Below are 24,926 nucleotides of genomic sequence, written 5' to 3'. Positions count from 1 at the left end.
CTCCTCACCATGCTCTCACCCTCCCTCTCTCGACGCGGATCCCTGGCGCTGCTGGCGCTGGCGGGTCTCCTGCCCGCCTTCATGCATGCAGCGGTCAAGCTGCCGCATATTTTCACGGATCACATGGTGCTCCAGCGGGACGTGAAGATCCCCGTCTGGGGCTGGGCGGATCCGGGCGAAAAGGTCTCGGTCAAACTAGGCCTGTCAGCTCCGGTGGAAACCACTGCGGGCAAGGACGGCAAGTGGCGGGTGGAATTGCCCGCCCTGGCTGCCGGTGGCGGACCTCTGGAGCTGAATGTGACCGCCTCCAACACCCTCGCGGTGCGCGACATCCTGGTGGGTGAGGTCTGGCTCTGCTCCGGCCAGTCCAACATGGAGTGGGTGGTGCAGAACAGTTTGAACAGCGCCCAGGAGATTGCCTCGGCCAATGATCCCACCATCCGCCACATCAAAGTGCCGCTGGTGCCCAAGCCCGTGCCGCAGGATGATTTCAACGGTTCCTGGCAGACTGCCAGCCCTGCCACGGTGGGCGGGTTCACCGCCGCCGGTTATTTCATGGCCCGGGAACTGCAGAAGCACCTGAAGGTGCCGGTGGGCTTGATCAACGCCTCCTGGGGCGGCACCCGGATTGAACCCTGGGTTCCTGCGGCAGGCTTCGAGGGACTGGAGCGGCTCCGTGACATTGCCACCCTCGTGAAGCTGAAACAACCCGGCAATCCCCAGTACCGCGAGCGCGTCTTGAAGCATGCAGCGGACCTTGAAGCCTGGACCAAAGCCGTCCCCGGCGCGCTGGATTCTGGCAACGGTGTCCCGCCCAGCCCAGCCTTCCCCGGCGAGCTGACTCCCTTTGCCACGCATGGTGATCCGACCACGCTCTACAATGCAATGATTCATCCCTATGTGGGCTTTCCCATCCGTGGTGCCATCTGGTACCAGGGTGAATCCAACCATGGCGAGGGCACTCTCTACACCGAGAAGATGAAGGCCCTCGTGGGCGGCTGGCGCAAGGCCTGGGGACTGGGGGACTTCCCGTTCTACTATGTGCAGATCGCCCCGTTCCAGTATGGTGAATCCCCGCCGGATATCCTGCCTTCCTTCTGGGAGGCACAGTACGCGGCGCTCTCCATCCCCTACACCGGCATCGTGCCCACCACGGATATTGCTGAGCTCAACGACATCCACCCCAAGAACAAACAAGAGGTGGGCCGCCGTCTGGCCCAGCAGGCGCTCAAGCACACTTATGGCAGGAAGGACGTGGTTGCCTCCGGCCCCATCGTCAAATCCGTGCAGCCAGAAGAAGGACGCCTGCGGGTCACCTTTGAACACGCCGATGGCGGCCTGAAGTCCCGCAATGGCCAGCCGCTCGACTGGTTCGAGGTGATCGGCGAGGACACGGGCTACGTGAAGGCACAGGCGACCATTGAAGGCAACACCGTGGTGCTCGCTGCGCCAGGTGTGGCCAAGCCCACAGCGGTCCGGTTTGGTTGGAGCAAGCTCGCTGAGCCCAATCTTGTGAACGGGGCGGGATGGCCTGCCTATCCCTTCCAGGCGGGCAAGGTACAGTGGCCTGATCTGTTGGAGAAGAAGCTGCCGGAAACCGCCGGCTTCCAGGTGCTCTATGATCTGGACCTCGCCAAACTGAGCAACACCCTTGCTTATGAGGTCAACAACGCCGGCACCCTGAAGGGCACGGTGGAAAAGGTGGCGTGGCTCCTCGAGCTCAAGGAACCCTCCAGCCCCGCCAAGTACTGCTTTGTCTCCGTGGACGCCTTCACCAATGACCTGAAAAAGCTGGGGGTGCCCACCTCCGCCTCGGGTGCCAAGTTCCAGATCCCTGTGAAAAACGGCGTGATCCTGAGCAACGTCCCCGGCGTTCCCACCGGCCCGGCAGGTGACGCCTTGAACCTCGAGTTCTGGCCCGACAACTACGGTCCCGCCAACACCGCCGCAGTGCCCGGTGCCTCCGACGCCGAGTACGACACCGGCGACCAGATCAGCGAACTGGTCGATGGCTATGGCTCCATGCAGGTGAACCACCATGGGAGCAACACCACCCTGATCGCCATCAACCACTGGGTGGTCGGCCCCCAGGCGGACATCGGGATCGGCAACAGCCCCGGCCAGACCAAGGACTGGACCTTCACGCAGAACGCCTCAGGTTATCTGTACAAGCGCCTGCGTGTGCTGGTGAAGATGAAATAACTCACCCCGGCCAGGAGGCGCGCGACCCAGAAAAGGAGCTGGGGATTCCATCTCCCCTTCCCTCGCGCGTCCCCTGACCAGGCACCGACCCGCTGGCGCTTACTTGGGGTGACCGACAAGGAACCGGCGGCATCCATCTCAGTTCGAAGCTGATCCCCAGCGGGGATCTCTCACACAGCCCAACGTTGGACGAGCCTTAAGCGAGTCAACGTTGGGGGCCTCCGCAGAGATTGATCAGGTGGGAAGGCCGACGACATCCGTTTCCTCCCCACCGCCGTCAACACCTCCACGACAGTCGGACGTCATGTCGCGCGCTGACTGACGATCGCGGCAAGATGCCGCGAACTGCACACAGGATGCGTGCGCTCCCCCGAGCTTCCCAGAAGCGTGGGATGTGTCGACTGACCAAACAGCAACATCATGGGACGTTTGGATCGAACCGGGACAGGAATGTCCCTCGCTCCCTTTGCTGACAGCTTCGTCGGAGTTGCTCTACTGACGTGCGCAGGCTGGAGCCGTGGCCCCCTTGGAGCATCGGTTTCAACGCCTTGACGCACTGCCCACTGACGTACTGACGCACTGGCTCTGGTGCGCCAGCTCAAGTCTTGGGTCTTGTGTCTTCGAATCTGGAGCCTTCTTGCACCACCTCCAGCCAGCGCCTCGCGGCTGGCGACAGATCCCCGCCCCGTCTCCAGATCAGGCCCAGCCGCCAGCGCAAATCTTCATCGCGCAGCGGCACCACGGTACAGACCCGTTGTTCCCTCGAATTCACGATCAAACGGGGCAGCAGGGCCACGCCCAGCCCCGCCGCGACCAGGGCAATGATGAAATCCACGTGCCCACTTCGCGCAGCTTCCACAGGGGAAAAGCCCCGCTGACGACAGGCATCGAGAATGACCGCATTCAGGGAAAAGCCGGGCTCAAAGAGCACGAACGGCGTGTCCTTCAGATCCGCCAGTTCCAAGCTGGTCTCCCGCTCCAGTGGATGCCCCGCAGGCAGCAGCGCCACCAGCGGCTCATCACTCACCGGCTGCCAGTCGAACTCCTCTGGCACGGGGCCCAGGGACACTCCCACCTCAATCTCCCCGGCGCGCACCCGCTCCTGGAGATGCAGGCTGCCCTGCTCATGGAGCTCAATCTCGATCCCCGGATGCTGGCGGCGAAAGCTGGCCACATGAGGCGCAAAGAGCAGGCTGCTGCCCAAAGACGGCAGCCCCAACCGAAGCCGGCCACGCTCCAGCCCGTGGATGCCCGCCAGTTCGTCCCGCAGGCGCTCGTGTTCCTTGAGGATGACCTGGGCACGCTGGTACACCACCTCACCAGCGGCAGTCAGCCTGAACTTCTTCCCCTGTCGGTCAAAGAGGAGGCACCCACAATCGTGTTCCAGCTGCTGCACCGCCTTGCTGATCGTGGGCTGGGTCAACCCCAAGATCTTGCCCGCCGCAGAGAAGCTCTTCTGCCGCACGACTTCCGCAAAGACGGCCAAAGCTCGTGATTCCATAGCGCCCTGTATTCTAAACTGGAATCCAAAGTATTCCATGGATTCATTTCATCTATTCAAGTAGGTGAGGGATGCTCCGCGATGCGCCAGTCCCTCGTCCTCCTCCAATGTCTGGTCCTCGTGGCCTTCTGGCTGGCTGGCGAGATGATCGTCAAGGCGCTCCACCTTCCCGTACCCGGTAGCGTGCTCGGATTCTTCGGCCTCCTGAGCTGCCTGCTTTTCCGCTGGATTCCCGTTTCCTGGGTGCAGTATGGATCCACCGGCATGCTGAAGCACCTCTCGCTGTTCTTCGTTCCTGCCATGCTCGCCGTGGTGAAGTACAAAGAGCTCGTGAGCCTTGATGGCGTGAAGCTGGTGCTCGCCACCATCGCGGGCACGCTGACGGTGATGATCGGAACCGCACTGGTGGTGGAAGCCAGCTTGCGATGGAGGGTGCGCCATGGCGATGGAAATTGACCTGTCTCCGGGCCTCTGGGCCGGTGTGACCCTGGGCCTCTACGCCGGTGGACGTCAGCTCTACCAGCGTCTCCCGCGCTGGTGGACCTCTCCCATGGTGATCGCCTGGGTGGGCTGCGGTGCCTTGTTGTTGCTCACTGGCATTCCCTATGGCGAATACCTGCGCGGCACTTGGTGGCTGGGCAGCATGCTCGGTCCCGCCACTGTGGCCTTTGCCGTGGTGGTGCATGAGCACCGGCAGTTGATCCGCAAGCACTGGGGCACACTCGCGGTCGGCGTGGTTTTCGGCAGTCTGCTCGCCCTGGCCAGTGCATGGATCCTGGCCAAGGTCCTGCACTTTTCCCCCGAATGGCAGGCCAGCCTGCTGCCACACTCAGTTACCACACCGTTTGCCCAAGCCGTATCCCGGGAGATCGGCGGTCTGCCAGAACTCACCGCGTGTCTGGTGGCAGTGACGGGCCTCTTCGGAGCGGCGATGGGCGAGGCACTCATCTCCTGGCTCCCCCTTCGCACCGCATTTGCCCGGGGTGCCATGCTCGGCATGGGCGCCCATGGGGCGGGCACGGCCAAGGCCTACGAACTGGGCCGGGAGGAAGGTGCCGTGGCAGGCGTGATCATGATCATGGCAGGACTGCTCAATGTGGTGGGCATCACCCTCCTGCTGGCAATCTTCCCCCGCATCACCTGATCTCAGTCGTATTGGTTTCACTCCCCCTTCTTCAGCCTGATGACTCCTCTCAAGATCTTCACCGACATCAAAGCCCCAGTGGAGCTGCTGGCCTGGTTCCAGGAACAAATCCAGCCCCATCAACTCCTCCTCCCCACCCAACCCGGGACCTCAGTGTTGGCAGAAGCTCCGGTTGATCCTCTCATGGCGGAGGCCGACATCCTTCTGGGGCAACCACGAACTGAGGGTGTCCTGAGCTCCCCCAGAGTTCGCTGGCTCCAGGTCAGCTCCGCGGGATTCACCCGCTATGACACTCCCGAGTTCCGGCTCGCAGCACAGTCCCGGGGCCTCACCGTGACCAATAGCTCTGGCGTCTATGACCAGGCCTGTGCAGAGCACGTCTTTTCGTTCATGCTGGCCCAGGCCCGACTCCTCCCGCAATCGCTGGGCTCCCATCTCCCCAACGGCAGCGAGGCGTGGATGGCCCTGCGCCACGGGTGCCGAAGTCTCCAGGGGCAATCCATTCTCATCGCCGGGTACGGAGCCATCGCGGCCAGGCTCGTGAAGCTGCTGGCCCCGTTTGACATGAACATCACCGCCATGCGCCGCACCGCCCGGGGCGACGAAGGCATCCGCATCATCCCTCCCGAATCCCTTCTGCCTGAGTTGCCTGCGGCAGATCACGTCATCAACATTCTGCCGGAAAATGCCGAATCCCGCGGGCTTTTTGGGACTGCCCACTTCTCGGCCATGAAGCCAGGGGCCATTTTTTACAATATCGGGCGGGGAACGACCGTGGATCAAACGGCTCTCGCCAGCGCCTTGCCATCCGGCAAGCCCGCCGCCGCCTGGCTGGATGTGACCGACCCAGAACCGCTTCCTGAAGGTCACCCGCTCCGCGAGCTGCCAAACTGCTTCATCACGCCACATATCGCCGGAGGCCACCACGATGAACTGGACACCGTATTCCGGCATTTTCTGGACAACTTCGATCGCCACCTCGCTGGCAAACCCCTGAACAACAGGGTGATGTAATCCCTTGAGATGACGCAATGCCTGCGTGACCTCCGATTGGTTTTGCCATGCAGGCAGGGATCGTGTTGAAATGGGGTACCCCAAACCCCATAAAAAAACCCCATGCGCCTCATCATTCGTATCGCCGTCGTTGTTGCTGTCCTCGTACTGGGCTGGCTGGCCTGGCCCTATCTCCAGTCTGCCGAAAAACAGGCCAAGGCCCGCCACAGGGAACTCTTCAAGCTGGCCTCCAAACGTGACTGGAAAACGGCGGGGACCTTCCTCTCCCCCAACTACGAGGATCAGTGGGGCAGCCGCCCCTCTGAAGCCCTGGATCTGGCCCGTGACCTGATGGCGGGCTTCATCATCCTGGAGATCAAGTGGGAGGACACAGAAATCTCGGCCAATGAGACCATCGTCAAAGTCCGGGGTCACGCACGGATGGAAGGCAACGGCATGGGCGTGAGCCAGATGGTCATGACCAAGGTCAACCAGATGCAGGAGCCCTGGGTCTTCACCTGGAAGAAGGAAGGCTGGAAGCCGTCTGACTGGAAACTGATGTCTGTGACGAACAAGGAACTCGAAGGAGTAGGCCTTCCGTCGGATCTGTAATTTCCAGGAAATACCGAAAAATCTGGTAAAAAGTGGACATTTTCGGTCTTAAATTGCACTATCACGTGGCTCAAAATGGACAATTTTTGTCCATTGTTCGCTAGAAAATTAATTCCATTGCCCGATCGAGGCCAGAAATTTTCCCCTAGAAATATAAGGGTTTGAGCGTCAAGCGAATTTTTTTCACCCAGTCGCATTGTTCGCAAGCGACACGGATGATTGCTTTTTCCATAATTTCTAAATAATTTATGGCGTGCTGCAAATAATCTAACGCCATGAAAATCCATCACCTCCACAAAACCCGTCGTTTCAATCGTGCTGCTGGCTTCACATTGATTGAAGTTAGCTTGGTCATCGCCCTTCTCCTTGGCCTCATCGCCGTGGTCTTCCTCGGTCTCGGTGCCTATCGTAAAGGAGCAGATCAGGCCAAGTGCCGGATGCAGCTCGCCACGATCCAGAAAGCGGTGCGTTCCTACGCCAACTACAACAACCTGGCTGTGGGTGACGCGGTGCCCGCTGCTGCTCCTGGCAGCTACATGGACGCTCTTCCCCCATGCCCCAGCGACGGGTCCACCCCTGCGGTCACCGGTCTGGTGCCCGCGATTGGCTCCGCCTTCGCGACTTGCGCCGTGACGGGACCTCCCTCCCACGCCTTGGTCGCCAGCACCATCGCCGACTGGTAAGCCTCCCTTGGAAGTCTCTCCCAGAGTTCTCCCACCCCAGTTGTTGTGGCTGTTACCACCATCTCGGACCCCTATGATCTCAAGCCTGCCGATGTCTATCGTCAGGCACGGATGGTGGCGTCCAAGACGAGCCGGGCATCTGACAGCAACTGGTACAAGGAACCTGGGGAGATCGCCTTCCAATGGCACCTTTGGTTCGACGGGGGGAGGGAGGTGTGTTCCGCCACCTTCTCCCGCTCTGAAGGACGCTGGCGGCAGGGACCATCCCTGCCGCTGGCCAGCCTGACCACGGCCGAGGGCATGCCCGAAATGCTTGGGAACCTGCTCTCGGCCGAGTACTTTGGCACACGGCCCAAGGCACTGGGCGTAGTCCTCCACGTTGCTGATGACTTCTCCCTGGCGGAAGTGGCTGCCTTCACGGATTCCGCCGGGGACTCTGCGGATGAATTTGGATTGATCCGGTATAACTTGGTGGACTCTCCCAAGGAAACGCTCGCGGACCGCGAAGTTTCAGTGGATACAATGTCCTGGAGACTCCTCCCCTTCTGGGGTGCGGCGGCAGGCCAGCAACGTTCCGCGGCCATCGCCCTGACCCGCCAGCGTGAAGCCTTTCTCAACCGGCTTGTGGAAAGCGGTGAGCAACTCCGCCTTCCGGTTCGCGTCTCTGTCACCAGCGCCCCTGCCGAGGCGTTTGCCGCCATGGCCGTGGCCATGCCTGAACTTTCTGGCGGCTGCTTGATCGTGCTGCCTTACTTGAAATTCACCGCCGTTTTCGCGCTCACGCACTCAGGTGAACTCCGGTCCGCCCGAAGCCTTTCGCATCGCGGCAACAACACCGTGCCCGCAAGTTTCGGCGATCTGCTCTGGAACATCGCCGTGGGGGCAGAGCTGGTCGCCTCTGGTGAGTCAGGCCCCGTTCCGCCCAAGATCATCCTTGTTTCATCAAACCCCGCCTCCCTGGAGGAAGCCATGCGGGATCTGGAGATCTACTCCCTCTCACGCCAGAAGCTGGACTGCAGGAAAGTCGAGCTGGCCAGCCTGGCGGCCACGGAGTCACTCCCAGGCCACCGCCCTGAATTCCTGCTTTACGACCCCAAGATGGCCCAGGCTGTCGCCGCCCGTCAAACGCCGCTGGCAAAGGCGGAGACGTTCAGGAATCTTTGGGACGGCTGGGCTTCGCAAAATTTTTTCCACACGGCGAAGCTGGACGCCCTCTACCCTTCACTGGCGGACCTCCGGCTGCTGAAGCTTTCCACCTGGTTTGTTTATTTCCTCGGGTTCCTTCTCATCGGACTCGGAGGGTACACCACCTTCTCGCTGTTCGCCGCGATGAACCACCCCTCCTGGCATCTGACTCCTGAGCAGGTGAAGCTGACTGAGGCCAACCACGCCAAGCTGATCACCGAGGAGCGGCAGATTAATGTGACCGAGCGTCTGCTTCTGCCCCGCTCCAAGGGGTGGACGAATGTGGAGCTTCTGCTGCAGCTCTTTCCGGAGGAATCCGGCGTACGGCTGGAGTCCTTCAGTTACACTTTAAACAGTGCTGTGCCATCGGGGCCTCAACCAGGTGGTGCCGCAGCAACGAAAGATGCGGTTGGCCTTGAGCGGGAGTGGACCTTCAAGGGCCTGGCCAAAGCCAAGGGCCTGGAGCTTCTCAACAACTTGAACAGCCAGCGCGGACTCACAGCCTTCTTTGCCAGCCTCGCCGACGTCACCCAAGACACCAGCTTCGCGCCCAGCGCCGAACGCCAGTTCCGGATCACCCTCACCCAGAACCGGAACCCCCGCTACACCACCGCTGCCAGCGCGGCCGATGTGGCCCGCGATCCTTCGCTCTCTTTTTCGTACACCTTCGAGACCACCATCGTCCAGACCCTCTCGGAAAAGGACCCCCTCGCGGTGCCGATCGCCAAACCGTTCTAGAACATGAGTGCCTACACCAAGCCCATCATCCGATTCGGTCTGGTCACTCCGGCCATCTTCAACTGTGTCCTGCTGGCCGGCGTCGCAGCAGGCACCGCCAAGCTTGCCTCCGTACGGGCGGAAAAGGAACTGCGCTATGATGAAGAGACCAGGCGGCTCGCCGGCATGAAGGTGCTGGAAGCCCGCATCGCCCCGCGGCGCAAAGCCTTTGAAGACCAGAAAAAGATGCTAGGGGCGGATCCTGGCCAGCTCTACACCAAGATCCTCGACACCGCTCTGCCGCGGTACAAGGACATCGAACTGGAACGCAGCAGCCTCATCTTCCCGCAGGACCGCGGCAAGGTTGGGAAAAGCGTGAAGTGCGACGTCACCCGCGTGAAGGCCAGCTACCAGGGCGGGATCGGCCCCATGCAGGAATCCCTCCTCCAGGTTGAAAGCTTGATGCCCCAGGCCATGCTGGAGGAACTGAAGATTACCCGGAAGTCCGACCTGCTCATGAAGCGGCCAGACTACCTCGTGATCGACACCACCCACGCGTGCTGGAAAGCAGGGGAGGCCCGGCCATGAAGTTCCCCCGCCTCCTCACCGCAGTGGCCCTCGCCACAGCAGCCACCACTCTGGGTGCCCCCGCCCCGAAGGCCCCTGTCTCAAAGCCCGCAGAAAAAGCCAAACCCCTCTTCTTTGGCATCGACACCGCCCCCTGGCTGCCCAAGGCCCCCAGTTTGCCCAAGGCCGGAGACGTGGAAGTCCTCGCCCAGCGCCTCAGCTCCCGTGTGAGAAACCTGGACCCCTTCGGTGTGCCGACCTTTCCCCGGGAAGACACCCTTCCCCTCATTGTGGAGGAGGACCCCGCCCGGCCCACACCCAAGCTTACCTTGAACCAGGCGCTGCAAACGCTGAAGCTCAACGCCGTCAACCTGGACACCAGGGAGTTCATCATCGGCGCACGCAGCGTTTTCGAGGGTGATGTCATCGAACTCTCCTTCCGCGGAGAACTCTTCCGTGCCCTGGTAGTCGAAGTGGGCGCCACGGCAGTGGTCTTCCGGGACATTGACAGGGCCGAAACCGGATTGATGCCCCACTCCATGGTCCGCAACCTCCGGCTGGAACCGATGCAGACGACTGCCTCCCGGCTGGACGCGCATCTTGCCCCCCTCGAACCCCCGAGCCCCCCCAATCCATGACCGTCTGGAAGGCTATCATCACCCTGGCATCCCTCGCAGGCCCGGTCCTGCTGCTGGGTGATCCCCTGCATCTAAAACCCGCCTCAGCCCCGGCCGCGCCAGAGGCTCCGGCACCTGCGGCTCCAGCACCGTCCGCTGCACCCGTTTCTCCCACGCCTTCCGCTTCCCCGTCCCCGGCTCCGATGGTGGACATTCCCGCCGCCGCCCTGGTGGTGCCGGCCAGCCCGGAGGATGCTCCTGCTCCCTCCGCCCCGGTCTCCGAACCTCTTCCCCAACTGGGACTGCCCGCCCCCCTCCCGCAGGTGTCCAGCCCCTCTGCAGCAGGAGTTTCCTCGACCGCCTCACTCCCCTCTGTGGATGCCACCGGCTACTGGGTGGACAACGCTCCCCTCAACGAAGTCTTCCAGTACCTCGCCCGCAAGGCTAGGCTGCAATATTTCTACAACACTGAGATCAACGGGCCGCAGTTCATCCTCACCGGTCATCTGGAGCTGGACAACCCGCTCCGCCAGATGGAGGAGATCGCCGTGGCCTACGGGCTGAGTCTCTACCAGCAGGGCTCCACGGTCTATATGATGAACGAGATGCAGCTCGCAAGGCTGCCCGTGGAAATCATGAGCTACCCGCTCAAGTACCTGCGCGGTTCACCGCTCAGCCGCAACTCGGCCAGCGCGGGCAGCGAGGCGGCCGCCTCCTCCGGAACTGAACAGCAGGACTTTGAGAAGCTCAAATCCATCATGCGCCCCCTGCTCACGAAAAACGTGGGCCAGATCGAGTTTGAGGAAAAAACCAACACCCTGCTCATCACGGACAACACGGTGAAGCTCCGGCGCGTGCGGGAGCTCCTGGAAAAGCTGGACCGTCCGAAGCAGCAGATCGCCGTGAATGTGCGCGTGCTGCGCGTCACCAACACACGGGGCAAAAAGCTGGGGGTGGACTGGAGAACCTCCCTGGGAGACGGCATCACCATCTCAGCCGAACAGAGCCTGAACGCCATGTTCAACCTCCCAGACACCAGCACGCTGACGAAGGCGAGCAGCGTGGCTCGGGAGATGACCGACTCCTTTACGAATATCACCACGGCAGCGGGAGTGGTGGGAGTCCCCGGGACCTCCAACTACGACAATGCCAGCACCTCTGAGGGGTTCAAAACGACCGCCAGCAGCTCAGAACACAACAGCCTCTACCAGGATGGCCCGGGCCTCGTCTTCGATGCCATGCAAGTGCAGGCCATCGTGCACGCCCTGGAGCAGAACGGCATCGTCTCCCAGGAGTCCTGCCCCACCATCATCACAGAGGACAATGAACAGGGCATCATCTCCATCGTGGACCGCTTCCCCATCGTCACCACCAACGTCTCCCAGACCGACGCCGGGCAGACCATCACGGACGAGGTGCGTTACAAGGTGGACAAGGACGACCCGGATGCCATGGAGGAGCCGGACAAGAGCCGCGAAATCGGCGTCACCCTGACCGTCACCCCCACCATGCTGCCCGATGGGACCGTGCGCATGAAGCTCCGCCCCCGTGTGGCCAAGATCGTGGAGCTGGTTCAGGGCAACAACGGCAATGTCTATCCCCGGGTCAGCGAATCCACCGCCGACGCCATCAGCCGCATCCCCGCCGGGCAGTCGCTCATTCTCGGCGGATTCTACGACTACAGCAGCAGCAACAACAAGAACAAGGTGCCGGTGCTGGGCAACGTTCCCGTGCTCAAACACCTCTTCCGGTACAAGGAAAAAACCATGGAGAAGGTCAGCCTGGTGTTCATCATCACGCCCAGTGCGTATGATGCTGGCAGCGTCCCCAGCATCCAGCGCGTGAACGAAGAAGTCCGTGCCTATTCCGGCATGGAACGGCCCCAGCTGGAAGAAATGAGCCGGAGGCTTGAACCCTCATGGCTCGTGCCCATGGGCGGCGGCCCTTCCGGAAAATCCCCCGGCCCATCCCGCGCTCTGCCTGTTGAAGGCGGCGAAAGTTCACCGCCCCCCCAGGGGAATCCGCCGTCCCGCCCCTGGCTCAAGCGCATTTTCTCCCGCGAAGAACAACCCCCGATCACCGGCTCCGCCCACCGTCCATGAACTCTGCAAGGATCACTGCCAACATCAGTGGCCTGGCGTACCTCCCCCAGGAGGCCTCGCGGCAGCTGAGCGCGGGCATGGGTGCTCTGGAGAAAATCGCATCTTGCACCGCCAGCCACCTGCAGCAGGGGGGCTATATGACGGACGACGAGGCCCGGGAGATCCTGGCCAACTATCGCGCGCACCTCCGTTCAGGAAGCGCTCAAGACTCGCCTACTATCACCGATTTCCTGTCTTTCGCCGCGCGCACGCAATCGAAGATCCACGAGCTGACGTCCGAAGGAGAAGTGGCCCGGATGCAGAAAGTGCTGCGCCACCGCCTGCATGATCATGTGCACTACTGGAGCGTGGGTCCGCTGCCAGGAAGGCCGAAGTCCCTTTATGAGCACAGCCCCGCCCTCCGGGTCGCCTGCTCCCTGCTGGGCTGCCCCGCCGTCCTGGCCGGTGAGACCAGCATCGTGCACATTGCCTCCTTGAACCCCATGTCCGCTGTGGTCGCCGCAGACTGGATCCGTCATGAGATGACCGCAGGTGGGCAGGCAGACGCGCCCTTCATTTTTTCCTTCATCGTGGATCTCCCGCTCTGGGAAGGTCTGGTCCAACGCCACTTTGCCGCATGAACTTGAACCTTGGCGTCGAATTCAACGACACCATCCGGTCGCTGATCGTGGAGCAGCTCCGGGAGAACAACTCGCAAGACGAGTTTCTCTCGGACGAAGCCATCGTGCGCAAGAGCTCCAAGGTGCGGATTCTGGGTGCGGTGGGCAAGGCGTCAGGCCTGCCAGCCTTCCCCCAGGTGCGCGACCTCGCCGACTCCGAACTGGTCGGCTATTGTGATCCCTCCGCCCTCTCGCGTGGGCTCTTTGTCCCGCTGCGTCGCAGCAACGAGCAGATCCTGCTCGCCGTCGCCAATCCCTGGGACTACAGGGCGGACGACTACTGCGCCACCCGCTTCCCTGACGAGGAAATACTGAAGGTCGTGACCCTGGCCTCCGAGGTCTCCACGGTGATCGAAGGCTCCGCCGCAAGCTCCGGGCCCAGCCGTGCTGACCTGGAAGCGCTTGAGGTGGACGAGTTCAGCCTGGAGATCCCAGACTTCGACGTCACCCGCCAGTACGAGGAACCCATCGCCCAGCTGGTGGCCAGCATGGTGTCGGATGCGATCAAACTCCACGCTTCCGACATTCACATCAAGACGGAAAAAACTTCAATCGCCTACAGTTACCGCATCGATGGAGACCTGGGTTCCAAAGTGGAGATGCCAGTCAAACTTCGCGACCGCATTGATGCGTTCTTGCTCAACCTCATGCGTCTGCCTCCCGAGGAACGCAACAAACGTCCGGGCATATCTGGGCGTTTTACCGCCACCTATTACGGACGTGCGGTCGGGGTGCGCTACGAGCGACACCGCACCTACCGTGGTTATCACGTGACGATGCGCCTGCTGGACAAGACCCATCTTGAAGCCCGGCTTGGCATGGGGACGCTGGCCTTCGACGAGGAAACGCTGTTCGAGCTGGAGAAGGCCATGGCTGTGCCGACAGGCATCATCGTCATGTCGGGGCCTACGGGTTCTGGGAAATCGACAACCCTCAACGCCATGCTGCGGGAGCTCAACCGGCCAGAGGACAACATCCTGACCCTGGAAAACCCGGTGGAGGACGAAATTCCTGGTGTGACTCACTGCGATTTGCGCGACTCCTCGGAGTTCAAGCCCATGATCACCAGCTTCATGCGGTCGGATCCGGACATCATCCTCATGGGGGAGGTCCGGGACCGCGAGTCCGCCGAGCTGGCCATCGAGGCCGCCATCACCGGTCACAAGGTGCTGACCACCATCCACACCCCGCGCGCCTCCCAGATCATTGAGCGGTTCGAGCAGCTCGGCATGGAGCGTTGGAAGATTGCCCAGACTCTGAAGGCCGCCTGCGCTCAGCGTCTGGTCAAGCTGCTCTGCCCAGCCTGTCGCGAGAAGCAAACGGGGCTGAGCGAGCGCGAAGTGCGTCTGTTCCAGCTGGATCCGGCGTGGCTCCAGCGCACGGTTTACACCCATCGCAAAGAAGGCTGCCCGGAGTGCAAAGGCCGCGGCTACGCCGGCCGCACCGCCATTTTGGAAATCCTGCCCATCAGCCCGCGCATTGGCGATGCCCTTGCCAAGGGCCAGATCACCCCGTTCGAGCTGGAGCAGGCGATCCGGAAAGAGAGCAATCTGCCCTCCCTGCGGGACAACGGTCTCAAACTGCTGGAAGCCGGGCGCACGGACATGGATGCCCTGCGCAAGGTGCTGGACCTCACCTATGAATCCTAGCCAGTCATGAACGGTTTCCAAGTCACCCTCCGGAACATCAAGAAGCCTGAGGTCTCCAAGGTGATCTCTGTTGAAGCGCTCAACCGGGACCAGGCCTCCCTGCTCGCCGCCCGTGAAGGATTCCGGGTGGCGCTGGTGAAACCCCTGCCCAGCAGTCACCAGCGCACCCAGACCAATCGTCCCATCTCCACCAAGGACGCGATCAAGCTCTTCCGGGGCCTCGCCTCCATGTTGAGGGCCAACATCAGCACGGCAGACGCACTCCTCTACTACGCCCAGGGCCTGCCGGATCCGGCACTGCAGGGCTCGCTCATCAGCATCCGCAACCGGCTTGAAGCAGGTCTGCCGGTTCACATCGCCTTTGCCAAGGAACGCAAGTTTGATGCGACCATCATCACCATGATCGAGGCCGGTGCCGACGCGGGCCAATTGCACGAAGCCTTCAGCTCCATGGCCCGGAAGCTGAAGGTGGAGATGATGTTTGCCAGCAAGCTGCGCAACGCTCTCATGGTGCCCTGCCTCGTCATCCTCTTCCAGATTGTCCTCTTCATCTGGTCCCAGGTCAGCGTCGTCAGCCAGGTGGAGGGCACGCTCAAAAGCATCCGCCAGGAACCCGATCCCCTTTCCAAGGTGATCTTTTCCTTCAGTCACGTCGTCCAGATGACCTGGCCGTTCTTCATCATCGCCCTGACGGCCTTCATCGTCGGCATGTTCCGCTCCAAGGAGCTCCGCGCCCGCCTCCTGCAATTCTTCATGGGCCGCTGGCGGCTTCTCACCAAGCTGGTCATGGGCCTGCGGCAGACCGCCTATGTGGGCACCCTCCAGATGCTCTATGCCAACGGCATCAACCTGGCACGAGCCGCCACCCTGGCCGCCAAGGTGGTTCAGGAAACACCCATCTACACCCCGCTGCTCACATCAGCGCAGATCTACGAATCCTCCGGCCTCCCGTTCGCGGAGGCGCTCAAGAAAAACGCCGTGCTCGACCCCCAGGTCATCCACATGATCGGCATCGGGGAAAAGTCCGCCTCCCTTCCCGAACAGCTCGAAATGCTCCGGGACATCTACGAGGAGGACACCGCCCAGACCATGTCGGACTTCACGCAGATCATCAACTTCATCACCCTGGCCATGGCCATGTGCCTCATCGCTCTCGTCTTTGCCGGAGCCATGCTGCCCATCTTCCTCATGGGTCCCCGCATGATGGCCTCCGGGGCCATGTAAGCACCCGTCCTCCCCATGAAATTGCGGCTTTCACCCCTCCAGTTTCACCTTGGCTCCCTGACGCTGGCGATGGCGTTTGCACCCCTCGCAGGTGCGTCTGCCGACCCTCCGAAACCGGAGATTTTTGTGGTGAAACCCAAGCTTGCCCCCCGCCCCCTTCCCGGCACGACAACGGCACAGGACAAAGGGACGGAGGTGCAGCCACCTGTTATTCCCTTTATCCCCGCGCCGGAGCCTTCACCGGCCGCCGACCTCGCGAGGGCAGCTCCAATCCCCCTCGACATGGACCGGGCCCGCATCCTGGTCGTCCGTCGTAGCGGCACATTCAAGATTCCTCCCCGTGCCGTTCCAGAGGCAGGTGAACCGGCCACTGGCGACACGGCTGAAGCTTCAGTCCCCATCACTCTCCAGGAACCGCTGGCCGAAGGAAAAATCCGGATCATTCCCCGAGCGTTGGTGCCCCCCACCAGCCCGGCCCCGCCCACCAAACCGTGATTGCCATGAAAACCATCCGTGTCACTCCCCACCGTCAGAACCACCGCGCCGTGGCTGGCTTTACGCTGCTGGAGATCAGTCTCGTGATCTCTCTGATTCTCGGTCTCGGCATGCTCACTGGCTTCAGCATCAATGCTGTTCAAGACTGGAAGAAGGCAAAGAGTGCCGCGATCTCCCTCCAGGCAGTGCATGCCGCCCAGAGAAGCTATCTCGCCGACCACCCCACCACCGACATCCAGGGCGTCTCCGCCGCCGATCTTCTGCCTTACCTGCCAGAGGGATGGGCAACCATCCCCACCGCCACCGGACTCAAGGGTGAGCCCCTGACCGTGGTCCATTCCGTCATGCCTCCCTATTTCGCCGTCGGCACGACCCGCTACGATCCCTCGACCACCCAGACAGACGGGCTCTGGGATGCGGGACAGTGACTCCTTGAACCGCGATGTTTTCATCATGAAAGCCATCCCCTCTCCCAGCCTCAGCATCGCCCCCGGCACGCGTTTTGGCTACCATGTCGGCCCGTTCTGGCACCGCCAGCCCCGGACGCTTGTCGAGGCCAGTGAGCCCGTCCATATTGGCACCGGGCTCCACCTGTTCGTAGCACCCAATGGGGCCGGTAAAACCACCCTCCTGCGTTCCCTGGCCGGTCTGAGCCCCACCCTGGGCGGCAGACTGAAAGTGGACGGGCGCGTGCTCTATCTCTCAGATGAACTGAAGATGGACGAGGAGCTCAAACCGATGGCCCTCTTCCGCTCCCTGTTCAAAGGCCGGGCGCTCCATGAAGCCGAACGGCTGGCGGAGATCCTCAATCTCAATCTCTCCTGCCCTATCGGCAGGCTCTCTCGCGGCAACCGCCAGAAGGTGCTTCTCATTATCGCAGAGACGCGCCTCCATCAAACAGGCCACAGCGTGCTCCTCATGGACGAACCGCTCTCCGGCCTGGATGCAGAGACCCGGGAAGTCGTCACCGCGCTTTGGGCAGAAGCCAGCAAAGATGCGCTGCGTCTCGTTATCCTCCATGAACTGGAAAGCGTCCGCCGGGCCGACTCTCTGTTCACCATCCGGTCCGGCCGGCTGCACCACACGGGATCCCGCCAAGGAGACTCCTGGTTCGACACCTATCAAGCCCTTCACCAATGAGATCCGAACGTACCTGGCCGTTGTTTCATGTATGCACCTCGAGCTTCACTGTGAGGGGAAGCTGTTGGCTGCTTCTGGGGGGAGCTCTCCTGTTTGCCTGGCTCGCCCCGTTGGTCACACCCTGGGAGGAGAAGCCAGTGATCCTACAGCCCGCCCGGGCCCAGGCGGCCTGGCTCTATGCCTGGCTGGCACTCTTCACCTGGCTGCCGTTTCAAGGCGCTGCCCTGGGCCATCGTCTGCGGCGGGAGGGCATTCTGGAGCATCTGCGCGCCGGCGGCCTGAAGCCCGCCCAGCTCTTCATGCAGATCAATGCCTCCGTACTCATCTGGGCGGCCGCCCTGGCGGTCATCGCGTCCGGTATATGCGTCGTCTTCTGCAGCCCTTCCAATCCCACGGAGGCCGCCCGCTGGTTTGGGCTCGTCGTCCAGTACGCGGTGCTCTATGGCGCGGTGGCCGTGCCGCTGCTCATGCTCAGTGTGGCCCTGGGCACCCGTACCTCGGAGGTGATCGCCTTCCTGGTACCGGTGGCTTTGCTCTTCCTGGGACTCTTCGGCAGTGGTTGGCTCGAACCCATGCTCACCTCCGGTGACAATGGGGTGTTCAAGACGGTGTGGATGCTCATCCCCCACTATCATCTGGCGGACCTCACCCCGCGCCTGGTTTTCAAGATGGGGCCGCTACCCATGGCCTCGTTCCTCCAAACCGTCATCTGCCTGGGTCTTGAAGGCCTGGCGTTCTTCCTTCTCGGCATATGCGCATTTCGTACCCGCTCCTGATTGGTGCCGCGGCCGCAGTGTGGGGCGCCGGCCGTTTTGCCGCCCCTGTCCCCGCCATGCCGCACGCGGCCCCGCCGGCGTTTGGCATGGCAGGCAGCGCCTATGGCAGCCTGGTCGCCAGGCTCATGCGAGACTCCCTGTATGCCTACTGGCATGGCGGAGAGCAAACGCGCAATCACCAGCCCGCAGCCGTCGCACCGGGCGCAACCAGCCAAACGCCACCACCACCCGCCATGCCGGGCCGGCTGGCGCGTCGGGGCCAGCCTCCCATGCCTCCGCCCCCCTCAGCCCCTGCATCGGTCGTGGAGACTCCAGAGGAAGCCAGCGGCTCCGTTCTGGATCGAGGAGTCAAACTCATCGCCCGCCTCGATGCCGCCCGCACCCGCAGGGATGGCCCGCTGGCTCTCTCCGCAGCTCACAGCCGCTACCTCAACGCCGCCGCCGACTGGCGCCTGCGTCTGGCCTGCCAGCTGGACCCCGGCGACGCGGTGCTCTACGAGATCCTTCACTTCCAGATTCAATCCAGGGCGGGCTCTCCCGAAGCTGCTCTGAAGGCCTCTGAAGAACTGGCCCAACGGGCCTTGCAACACGCGCTCTCCGACGACAGCGGGCTGGGCGACTGCCTGACAGGGGCCGGTGCCGCAATCAATCTGCTGAACGCCAGCCTCCAGCCCGGCCAGACCGATCTCGCCGCCGCCTCCCGGACCTGGCAGAATCTTGACACCTGCCTGGACCGCTACCGCCAGTTGCGCTCCCATGCCCAAAATGAGGGCTGGTGGGCGGCCATTCCAGAAATACGCCGGGAGGAGCTCGAAAACCACGCCCGGTTCCTGGAAACACTGGCCGGGAGAATCCGCAGGCAGCTCTCCCGGACCGGCGTCCTCAGCCAAGCAGGTTCGCGTTGAAGATGTTCTCCGAGATGGCCCCGCCGCGATAGAGCTGCAGAAGGCTCTGGTCCCAGCGCAGATTGCCCTTGTAACGGAGAGCGTCTGCCAGGGACGTGGCGTTGCCGTCATACGCCCGGATGCCGGCGGCCACCGACTCGCTGGTGTTCTGCAGATACTCCGTAACGAGCACACGCCCGTTGAAACCCGTCAGCAGGCCTTGAGAAAGCACAAACGTGAGTGTCTCCCCCAGGCGATGCAGGATGGCCGGCTGCTGCTCCTTGGGGAAAAACTCCAGAATACGGTCAATGGTCTTCACCGCTCCGCGCGTGTGCAGCGTGGAAAGAACGAAGTGGCCCGTCTGGGCGGCCTCAATGCACGTCTCCATGGTTTCCCGATCCCGGATTTCGCCAATCAGAATGATGTTGGGCGTTTTGCGCAGCACTTCCTTCAGCCCAGACTGGTAGGAGTTGGTGTGCTTGCCCACCTCCTGCTGGGTCACCAGGGAGGGGCAGGGGATCTGCACGCCCGGCTGGTTCGGGTCCTCCATGGTGGCGGAGTAGCGGTATTCAATGGGATCCTCCACCGTGACGATGTGCTTGGGGAAGTTCCTGCGCACCCAGTCCAGCACCGCTGCGAGGGTGGTGGATTTCCCTGAACCGGTGGGGCCGGTGATCAGGCCGAGACCAAACCGACGCTGCATGAGCTCACGCAGGCTGTCCGAAATCATGGGCTCAAGCCCCAGTGTCTCCAGTTGCGAGATGGTGCCGCGCAGCCAGCGGCAGGTCAGGCCCATGCCGCCCTCGCTGAGGTGCATCTGCACACGCATGCGGACAGGAGCCCCCAGCGCTCCGGCGTCACAGCTGAAATCGATCACCCGCCGGGTCTTGACGAGCTCCCACATCTTGTCCACTGACCCGGCCTCGCTCACATCCGTCCATATCTCCAGGGTCTGATTGAGATACAAGGCTTCTGCCACCTGGTGGACCATGGCATCGGTCTGAATGCCGAAGGACTCTGCGATCTCGATCCCCCGGTTGGTGTGCACATAGATCAGCCCGTTCGACCGCAGTTGCACGTCCGAGATTTCACGACCCGGGTAGGCGTCTGCGAGCCGCCCAAGCAGGTTTTGCACCGGGGAGTCAGGAATGCCTGTCATGTCTGCGCTGAGGAGGAGTCCAGTATCCAGTTAGTTTTGGGGGATTTCTTCAACCACCACCAGCCAGTTCATCTGGTACACTGGAGGAAGTTCTGCCGGGCTGCGGAGCGGTGAAAGGTCCGCCAGAATGCCCTCACTGTGCACCGCCTCTTCTGTGCCAGATTTCATGTCAAGCGGTCGCCAGGTCGAGCTGGCCCCTGAAAGGAGCGAGCCCATCTGCCCATGATGTTCAAAGGGCCTGATGAAGGGGGTGGTGCCCACCCGCATCTCCGCCGCAAAGATGGACATGGGCGGGTAGTACAGAGATCCCTCTGGAAGCCCTGAGCCAGCGGGAGGTGCCGGGGCGGGCACAGCGTTAAGGTCATCGCCGATGTAAACTCGCAGCGGAGCCATGATCGAAAGGCCCTGGGTGAAGGGTCTGAGATCCTGCCCTTTTCTCACAATCACACACATGTCCACGGATGCGGGCGGCGACGAGAGGGGCCGCACCGTCAAAGGATCGGCTTCTGGGACGGTGGAAAAATGGTAGCTGTTGTTCACGGCCACCGTCGCGCCCCCATTGGATTGCAGCCAGGCATCTACCAGCGCGGGATAGAAAGTCACACAGGAGCGGTTGCTGTTGGTGAGTTCGGTCTGAAACGGCATCGCGTCCCCCCCGGCCTCTAGCAGAGTCGGCCAGTTCTGCCCCCGCCGGAGAATCACCTCCGAAACCGCGTCTGAGGAGTTTTTGAAACGCAATCGAAGCGTCACAGGCGTCTGGTCATCAATGCTCACCATGGCCAGTGCCTCGACCGAAACTTTGCAGTTCCTGCCACCACCAACATAGGTGTCCCAGGTGGTGGGAGGGGCCGAAGGGCGGGTCAAAAAAGCGGGACCAGAGGGGATGGGGAAAAAGACCACCCGTCCGGAGTTCGCGGAAAGTGCCACCGGCAGCGCACTGGTCCCCAACTCCGCCTGCATGCGCTCCCGCACCCCGAGTTTGTCAAAATCATCAGCCACCGCCATGCCGCCGAGACTGGTGTCCCCCTCGACATCGATGGACCTGCGCCCTGCAATCCGGCTGGCACCATGCGCGCCATTCATCCGAAGGCTGTCGGCATACACGCCGCCGTCTATGGTGATGCCCGCGCCCCAGGCCGTACCGTCTTCATGACGCCCGATGTCGGCAAAGGTGGCCGCTTCAATGGGGAGCTGTGAGGGCACCTCGTACAGGGAGAGAATGTAGTTCTTCTTCTGCCCCACCTTCTTGCCATACCGGATGGAGAAGGCCCACCAGTTCCTCTTTGCCACAAAAGGCGCCCCGGGGCTGGCATAACCGAAGCGGATGTTGGGATACGGGATCAGGTTGAAGCGGGAATACTTGGTGACATCAGCCAGCAGCCCGGTGGCCTGGGTGGTGTAGATCTTGTCCAGATGCACCACCGGCCGCAGAGCGTCTGCGTCCGCGAGCCCTGCCGGAGCCTCCAGCAGGGGCGGCACCTTGCCTGCGAACTCGGGCCCCTGAAAGACGGCGGCGTACGCCGTGGTCCCCGGGGTGACATTCCCCGCCACACCGGTGAGGGAGGTGATCCAACCTGCGGCTTCTGCGGCGGCATGGTCACCCACATCGCCCCGCCGGACCCGGGACAACCCCATGGCTGCAACCGCGGCGTCGGGCAGGGACTTTTCCACCACGGCAGTGGTCAGAGCCTCGTCAAAAATGGCACGCCACGTGTGATTGTCCGAGGTCGCGTAACCCGCCTTCATGCAGGCGATGGCTTTCTTTGGAAACACTGCGATGAGGGAGCGCAGCACCGCCTCCTCACGCTCCCTATAGTCCTGCCGCAACTGCGCCTTGGCAGCCTGGTCGCGACGCAACAAACTGGTGCGAAACACCATCGTCACCCCCAGGAGCATGAGCAGGGAGAAGGTGGCAACCATCGGCATGGCCGCAAATCCGCGCTGGAATGAACTGCTGAAACGCCTCGTCATTGGCTGCCTCCGTAGTAACTTATTTCCTCGCCACCGGCTCCTTTGAGAGTCACGCCCAGCACACCTTCATCGCAACGGAAGTTGGCCCCGGCCAGCCCGGTGCAGATGTTCCATGAGAACTCCGAGCCATCCGCGCGTCTTGACCGGCAGACTAACGACGTGCTGCCGCCCGATGTCTCCGCTGTGATCCATTGCTCACGGGTCTCCCCGTTGGCCGCCTCAAAAAAGAGCCGGGCCGCCTTCCCGTTCGACAGCACAGCCGGGGCACCTGCTAGCGCACCCGCCCGATTCTCATAGACGAAGTAGTGGTCCGCCTTCGCAAACAACCGTCCCACCAGATTTCCCACCTGCGGCGCGTCCGTGGTCAAGAAGCCCTGCTGCCGGGCCAGATTCATGAAAACGATGTGCTGCTGAAGCATCGCCAGCATCGCCAGCGCCAGCGCCAGCAGGATGCCCATCGCGGCGGAAGTCTCCAGCAGGCTGAAGCCGGCGGTTGACCGCCAGGCCGGGGATCTGGGGGCGAGGCTGGTCATTGAACGCGGAGGGTGGAACTGGATTTCACATACTCGTTCCGTCCCACCTTGTAGCGGAGGACGGAATAAAGCCGCCAGAGCGTGAGCCCAGCCTCTGCGTCGTCACTTGGCGTGGCACTCACGCGGAATCTGGTGATGGTGCCCGAAAGCGGATTGCCACCTGTCATACGGCCGATCACCACGCTCTGCCCGGACGAGGGAATGCCCGCCGCAGCGTCCGGCCACAAGGAGGTGTTCGAGGCCACCTCCGCAAAGGGCACCCGCTGGGCCAGAGCCGCCTCCTTGGTCAGCGCGGCATCCGTCAGCGACTGCACAGAGGCCCACTGGTTCCCGGAAATAGAGAGCAGAGAAGACTTCATGAGCAGCAGCGCCAGAATGGCCGCGGCCCCCATCGCAATGGAAGCCTCCAACAGGAGACTGCCCCGGTACCTGTGGCGACGGCACCCTGGAGGTGATGCTTTCATAATCCGGGAGCCGCCCCCTCCTCGGCGGTGCTCAGCTTGCCTCGGGAGGAGATGATGCGGTCCACCTCAAAGGTGATGACCTTGAGCCGCTCCGGAGCGCGGTTGAAAAACGGAGATTCCGTGAGCACTTCCAGCGTGTAAACGCCATCGGTGGCCGTGTAGTTGGACAGGGCGTTGACAGTGATGGACAGCGTCTGCGGAACGTCCGCACTCTCCAGAGTGGTGTCCGGGTTGTAGTACTTTCCGACACGGCGTTCCGTGCCGCCCACCATGGTGCCCTTCTTCCCCAGCACCGCGTTCCCGGAGTAGATCTGCGCATAGGTGCGGGAGTCTGGATAGAGGTCCTTGAAGTTGAAGATCACCGCAGGGAGTCTGTCGATGTACACCTTGCCGGCAGTAATATTCTCGATGGTGACGGATGGCACGGGCCACACTTGCAGCTTGGGCTGGGCCAGCACCGTGTCCGGCACTCCGTCCGCAGCATACCGGACGAAGGTGAACACCTGCTCCCCGCATCCGGTACTGCGCATGGTGGAAGTCAACTCGTGATAGAGCGGGTACAGCGTCAGGTTGACGTTCCCCAAGTTGCCCTCATGCAGCATGTAGAGTTCTTTCCCCAACCCGGAGTAGCTTTGGGGGTCGTAGTTCCGGCCCTGGAACGAAAAGTACACGGAGTTCTCTGCGGGATTGTTACTGCCCCACACCAGGCCGCTGGTTTTCATCTTCAGACGGTAGGGCCGGTCTGCCCGCGTGCGTTTTACGTAGTTGGCGCTCGTAGGATCTCCCCGGACATAGGTGTCCTCGCTGACGATCTCAAAACTGGCCGTGGGGGTGTACGCACGGATCAGTTTGGTATCGAGGAGATAAACATTCGTATCCCACGCCGTGCCGCGGGCAAATAATTCAAAGATGTTCCCATCCTCTGAAATCGGCAGCGGCGGGATGAAGCTGCCGCCGGTGGCGGATAGCGGGATGTCATAGATCATCCCGTTGGCAAGATTGGTCTCCCTCACCCAGGCTTGCTGAGCAGGGGCTGTCATCGCCAGGCCTGCAAGGAGCAGCCCGGTCAGGCACGCCAGTTTCATCATGGTTTTACCTTCTGGTTCTGGTCGGTAGCAGTGCTGCCCGATTTGGTTGTGTTGGTGGCTTCAGGCACGGGCTCCAGAATGGTGATGGGCCCCCCGCGATACACCGCCACCAGCACGCGGGAATCATTGGCCGTGGTGGCGAGCACTTTTTTTGCCACCGCCTCATCACCCTCCGCCATGCGCAGCGGCACCTCCCACGCGCCCAGCCAGGCGGCATTGCGTTCGAGGAAGGCGGGCCAGAAGGTGAAAACTCCCACCGGCTTTTCCACGACGCGGTTTCGATAGCCCGCAGGCAGTTGCAAGACGGAGCCGACCGGCACTACCGTGTGGTGCTCGCCGTCGTAGAGGATGACCGACTTCCGGTAGAGTGAGCTCTCCATGGAGGGCCGGGCCGCCACTGGGGCCTGGGTGGTGGCCTTGGCCAACATATCAGACAAAGTACTTCCCGACTTTGCCACCTTTTTGAGCTCCTCCTCCGTCACCACATCCCGGGCCTGCGCCAGATTGGCTGATGGGGCAGGAATTGCAGGCATTTGGGAGAGAGCCACGCCCCCTGTCAGG

At 62.2% G+C, this 24,926-nt stretch carries 25 protein-coding genes; 18 read left to right on the top strand and 7 right to left on the bottom strand.

Annotated features, from left to right (window positions below; all coding sequences use genetic code 11):
• Nucleotides 1-9 precede the first annotated feature (9 nt).
• Nucleotides 10-2,202: a sialate O-acetylesterase gene (locus tag VSP_RS02490; RefSeq protein ID WP_029190118.1), complete on the top strand. Its 2,193-nt coding sequence runs from the start codon at nucleotides 10-12 to the stop codon at nucleotides 2,200-2,202.
• A 598-nt stretch (nucleotides 2,203-2,800) separates the two neighbouring features.
• On the opposite strand, the gene VSP_RS02485 is transcribed toward VSP_RS02490, so the two are convergent.
• Complete coding sequence (locus VSP_RS02485; RefSeq protein ID WP_009958500.1) at nucleotides 2,801-3,703, bottom strand: LysR family transcriptional regulator; 903 nt, start codon at nucleotides 3,701-3,703, stop codon at nucleotides 2,801-2,803.
• A gap of 81 nt (nucleotides 3,704-3,784) precedes the next feature.
• Here VSP_RS02485 and VSP_RS33490 point away from each other — a divergent pair, with 81 nt between their 5' ends.
• The 17 genes from VSP_RS33490 to VSP_RS02395 all read left to right on the top strand — a co-directional run bounded on the left by VSP_RS33490 (nucleotide 3,785) and on the right by VSP_RS02395 (nucleotide 19,171).
• Nucleotides 3,785-4,159 (top strand): CidA/LrgA family protein, encoded by a 375-nt coding sequence (locus VSP_RS33490; RefSeq protein ID WP_009958498.1) that lies wholly within the window; start codon nucleotides 3,785-3,787, stop codon nucleotides 4,157-4,159.
• The gene (locus tag VSP_RS02475; RefSeq protein WP_009958496.1) at nucleotides 4,143-4,847 is read left to right on the top strand and encodes an LrgB family protein; all 705 of its coding nucleotides are present in this window, start codon (nucleotides 4,143-4,145) and stop codon (nucleotides 4,845-4,847) included. The genes VSP_RS33490 and VSP_RS02475 overlap by 17 nt, the downstream gene beginning before the upstream one ends.
• A gap of 39 nt (nucleotides 4,848-4,886) precedes the next feature.
• Nucleotides 4,887-5,861 (top strand): D-2-hydroxyacid dehydrogenase, encoded by a 975-nt coding sequence (locus VSP_RS02470; protein ID WP_009958495.1) that lies wholly within the window; start codon nucleotides 4,887-4,889, stop codon nucleotides 5,859-5,861.
• A 102-nt stretch (nucleotides 5,862-5,963) separates the two neighbouring features.
• Nucleotides 5,964-6,452 (top strand): hypothetical protein, encoded by a 489-nt coding sequence (locus VSP_RS02465; RefSeq protein WP_009958494.1) that lies wholly within the window; start codon nucleotides 5,964-5,966, stop codon nucleotides 6,450-6,452.
• A 275-nt stretch (nucleotides 6,453-6,727) separates the two neighbouring features.
• The gene (locus VSP_RS02455) at nucleotides 6,728-7,135 is read left to right on the top strand and encodes a type II secretion system protein (protein WP_009958493.1); all 408 of its coding nucleotides are present in this window, start codon (nucleotides 6,728-6,730) and stop codon (nucleotides 7,133-7,135) included.
• Between the two features lie 45 nt (nucleotides 7,136-7,180).
• Nucleotides 7,181-9,058: a hypothetical protein gene (locus tag VSP_RS02450; RefSeq protein WP_009958492.1), complete on the top strand. Its 1,878-nt coding sequence runs from the start codon at nucleotides 7,181-7,183 to the stop codon at nucleotides 9,056-9,058.
• 3 nt (nucleotides 9,059-9,061) lie between these two features.
• Nucleotides 9,062-9,625, top strand: a complete 564-nt coding sequence (locus VSP_RS02445) for a hypothetical protein (protein WP_009958491.1) — start codon at nucleotides 9,062-9,064, stop codon at nucleotides 9,623-9,625.
• A complete protein-coding gene (locus tag VSP_RS02440; protein WP_009958490.1) occupies nucleotides 9,622-10,242 on the top strand; it encodes a hypothetical protein in 621 nt (206 codons plus the stop codon). The genes VSP_RS02445 and VSP_RS02440 overlap by 4 nt, the downstream gene beginning before the upstream one ends.
• On the top strand, nucleotides 10,239-12,323 hold the full coding sequence (locus tag VSP_RS02435; RefSeq protein ID WP_029190115.1) for a type II secretion system protein GspD: 2,085 nt from the start codon (nucleotides 10,239-10,241) through the stop codon (nucleotides 12,321-12,323). The genes VSP_RS02440 and VSP_RS02435 overlap by 4 nt, the downstream gene beginning before the upstream one ends.
• Nucleotides 12,320-12,943 (top strand): hypothetical protein, encoded by a 624-nt coding sequence (locus VSP_RS02430; protein ID WP_009958487.1) that lies wholly within the window; start codon nucleotides 12,320-12,322, stop codon nucleotides 12,941-12,943. The genes VSP_RS02435 and VSP_RS02430 overlap by 4 nt, the downstream gene beginning before the upstream one ends.
• Complete coding sequence (locus tag VSP_RS02425) at nucleotides 12,940-14,631, top strand: GspE/PulE family protein (RefSeq protein WP_009958486.1); 1,692 nt, start codon at nucleotides 12,940-12,942, stop codon at nucleotides 14,629-14,631. The genes VSP_RS02430 and VSP_RS02425 overlap by 4 nt, the downstream gene beginning before the upstream one ends.
• Before the next feature lie 6 nt (nucleotides 14,632-14,637).
• Nucleotides 14,638-15,855 carry a type II secretion system F family protein gene (locus VSP_RS02420; RefSeq protein ID WP_009958485.1) on the top strand — a complete coding sequence of 406 codons (1,218 nt, stop codon included), beginning with the start codon at nucleotides 14,638-14,640 and terminating at the stop codon, nucleotides 15,853-15,855.
• Nucleotides 15,856-15,870: 15 nt separating this feature from the next.
• Nucleotides 15,871-16,350: a hypothetical protein gene (locus VSP_RS02415; protein WP_009958484.1), complete on the top strand. Its 480-nt coding sequence runs from the start codon at nucleotides 15,871-15,873 to the stop codon at nucleotides 16,348-16,350.
• Nucleotides 16,351-16,355: 5 nt separating this feature from the next.
• Complete coding sequence (locus VSP_RS02410) at nucleotides 16,356-16,778, top strand: type II secretion system protein (protein ID WP_029190114.1); 423 nt, start codon at nucleotides 16,356-16,358, stop codon at nucleotides 16,776-16,778.
• Nucleotides 16,779-16,803: 25 nt separating this feature from the next.
• Nucleotides 16,804-17,490 carry an ATP-binding cassette domain-containing protein gene (locus VSP_RS02405; protein ID WP_157210693.1) on the top strand — a complete coding sequence of 229 codons (687 nt, stop codon included), beginning with the start codon at nucleotides 16,804-16,806 and terminating at the stop codon, nucleotides 17,488-17,490.
• Nucleotides 17,487-18,266, top strand: a complete 780-nt coding sequence (locus VSP_RS02400; protein ID WP_009958480.1) for an ABC transporter permease — start codon at nucleotides 17,487-17,489, stop codon at nucleotides 18,264-18,266. The genes VSP_RS02405 and VSP_RS02400 overlap by 4 nt, the downstream gene beginning before the upstream one ends.
• Entirely contained in the window at nucleotides 18,242-19,171 is a 930-nt protein-coding gene (locus VSP_RS02395; RefSeq protein WP_009958479.1) for a hypothetical protein, read from the top strand. The genes VSP_RS02400 and VSP_RS02395 overlap by 25 nt, the downstream gene beginning before the upstream one ends.
• Here VSP_RS02395 and VSP_RS33485 read toward each other — a convergent pair.
• From VSP_RS33485 to VSP_RS02365, 6 genes are read right to left on the bottom strand one after another with little or no spacing between them, the layout of a single operon-like run.
• Entirely contained in the window at nucleotides 19,149-20,309 is a 1,161-nt protein-coding gene (locus tag VSP_RS33485; RefSeq protein ID WP_009958478.1) for a type IV pilus twitching motility protein PilT, read from the bottom strand. The two genes, VSP_RS02395 and VSP_RS33485, sit on opposite strands and share 23 nt — an antisense overlap.
• 30 nt (nucleotides 20,310-20,339) lie before the next feature.
• Nucleotides 20,340-22,235 (bottom strand): hypothetical protein, encoded by a 1,896-nt coding sequence (locus tag VSP_RS02385; RefSeq protein WP_009958477.1) that lies wholly within the window; start codon nucleotides 22,233-22,235, stop codon nucleotides 20,340-20,342.
• Nucleotides 22,236-22,276: 41 nt separating this feature from the next.
• Nucleotides 22,277-22,813, bottom strand: coding sequence for a hypothetical protein (locus tag VSP_RS02380; protein ID WP_009958476.1), 537 nt, complete (start codon nucleotides 22,811-22,813; stop codon nucleotides 22,277-22,279).
• The gene (locus VSP_RS02375) at nucleotides 22,810-23,277 is read right to left on the bottom strand and encodes a hypothetical protein (RefSeq protein ID WP_157210692.1); all 468 of its coding nucleotides are present in this window, start codon (nucleotides 23,275-23,277) and stop codon (nucleotides 22,810-22,812) included. The genes VSP_RS02380 and VSP_RS02375 overlap by 4 nt, the downstream gene beginning before the upstream one ends.
• Nucleotides 23,274-24,365: a hypothetical protein gene (locus VSP_RS02370; protein ID WP_156345572.1), complete on the bottom strand. Its 1,092-nt coding sequence runs from the start codon at nucleotides 24,363-24,365 to the stop codon at nucleotides 23,274-23,276. Before VSP_RS02370 ends, VSP_RS02375 begins: the two co-directional genes overlap by 4 nt.
• On the bottom strand, nucleotides 24,362-24,898 hold the full coding sequence (locus VSP_RS02365) for a hypothetical protein (RefSeq protein WP_009958472.1): 537 nt from the start codon (nucleotides 24,896-24,898) through the stop codon (nucleotides 24,362-24,364). Before VSP_RS02365 ends, VSP_RS02370 begins: the two co-directional genes overlap by 4 nt.
• Nucleotides 24,899-24,926: the final 28 nt, after the last annotated feature.

The organism is Verrucomicrobium spinosum DSM 4136 = JCM 18804, from assembly GCF_000172155.1.
In the GTDB taxonomy this organism is placed as follows: Bacteria; Verrucomicrobiota; Verrucomicrobiia; order Verrucomicrobiales; family Verrucomicrobiaceae; genus Verrucomicrobium; species Verrucomicrobium spinosum.
This window is presented reverse-complemented; position numbering and strand designations above follow the sequence as displayed.

Bases quoted from the DNA above. Each gene is read 5' to 3' on its own strand.
- VSP_RS33485 (WP_009958478.1), bottom strand. From the start codon at position 20,309: ATGACAGGCATTCCTGACTCCCCGGTGCAAAACCTGCTTGGGCGGCTC.
- VSP_RS02410 (WP_029190114.1), top strand. From the start codon at position 16,356: ATGAAAACCATCCGTGTCACTCCCCACCGTCAGAACCACCGCGCCGTG.
- VSP_RS02440 (WP_009958490.1), top strand. From the start codon at position 9,622: ATGAAGTTCCCCCGCCTCCTCACCGCAGTGGCCCTCGCCACAGCAGCC.
- VSP_RS02475 (WP_009958496.1), top strand. From the start codon at position 4,143: ATGGCGATGGAAATTGACCTGTCTCCGGGCCTCTGGGCCGGTGTGACC.
- VSP_RS02385 (WP_009958477.1), bottom strand. From the start codon at position 22,235: ATGCCGATGGTTGCCACCTTCTCCCTGCTCATGCTCCTGGGGGTGACG.
- VSP_RS02405 (WP_157210693.1), top strand. From the start codon at position 16,804: ATGAAAGCCATCCCCTCTCCCAGCCTCAGCATCGCCCCCGGCACGCGT.
- VSP_RS02375 (WP_157210692.1), bottom strand. From the start codon at position 23,277: ATGAAAGCATCACCTCCAGGGTGCCGTCGCCACAGGTACCGGGGCAGT.
- VSP_RS02370 (WP_156345572.1), bottom strand. From the start codon at position 24,365: ATGATGAAACTGGCGTGCCTGACCGGGCTGCTCCTTGCAGGCCTGGCG.
- VSP_RS02400 (WP_009958480.1), top strand. From the start codon at position 17,487: ATGAGATCCGAACGTACCTGGCCGTTGTTTCATGTATGCACCTCGAGC.
- VSP_RS02365 (WP_009958472.1), bottom strand. From the start codon at position 24,898: ATGCCTGCAATTCCTGCCCCATCAGCCAATCTGGCGCAGGCCCGGGAT.
- VSP_RS02435 (WP_029190115.1), top strand. From the start codon at position 10,239: ATGACCGTCTGGAAGGCTATCATCACCCTGGCATCCCTCGCAGGCCCG.
- VSP_RS02420 (WP_009958485.1), top strand. From the start codon at position 14,638: ATGAACGGTTTCCAAGTCACCCTCCGGAACATCAAGAAGCCTGAGGTC.
- VSP_RS02430 (WP_009958487.1), top strand. From the start codon at position 12,320: ATGAACTCTGCAAGGATCACTGCCAACATCAGTGGCCTGGCGTACCTC.
- VSP_RS02380 (WP_009958476.1), bottom strand. From the start codon at position 22,813: ATGACCAGCCTCGCCCCCAGATCCCCGGCCTGGCGGTCAACCGCCGGC.
- VSP_RS33490 (WP_009958498.1), top strand. From the start codon at position 3,785: ATGCGCCAGTCCCTCGTCCTCCTCCAATGTCTGGTCCTCGTGGCCTTC.
- VSP_RS02455 (WP_009958493.1), top strand. From the start codon at position 6,728: ATGAAAATCCATCACCTCCACAAAACCCGTCGTTTCAATCGTGCTGCT.
- VSP_RS02425 (WP_009958486.1), top strand. From the start codon at position 12,940: ATGAACTTGAACCTTGGCGTCGAATTCAACGACACCATCCGGTCGCTG.
- VSP_RS02445 (WP_009958491.1), top strand. From the start codon at position 9,062: ATGAGTGCCTACACCAAGCCCATCATCCGATTCGGTCTGGTCACTCCG.
- VSP_RS02470 (WP_009958495.1), top strand. From the start codon at position 4,887: ATGACTCCTCTCAAGATCTTCACCGACATCAAAGCCCCAGTGGAGCTG.
- VSP_RS02465 (WP_009958494.1), top strand. From the start codon at position 5,964: ATGCGCCTCATCATTCGTATCGCCGTCGTTGTTGCTGTCCTCGTACTG.
- VSP_RS02485 (WP_009958500.1), bottom strand. From the start codon at position 3,703: ATGGAATCACGAGCTTTGGCCGTCTTTGCGGAAGTCGTGCGGCAGAAG.
- VSP_RS02415 (WP_009958484.1), top strand. From the start codon at position 15,871: ATGAAATTGCGGCTTTCACCCCTCCAGTTTCACCTTGGCTCCCTGACG.
- VSP_RS02490 (WP_029190118.1), top strand. From the start codon at position 10: ATGCTCTCACCCTCCCTCTCTCGACGCGGATCCCTGGCGCTGCTGGCG.
- VSP_RS02395 (WP_009958479.1), top strand. From the start codon at position 18,242: ATGCGCATTTCGTACCCGCTCCTGATTGGTGCCGCGGCCGCAGTGTGG.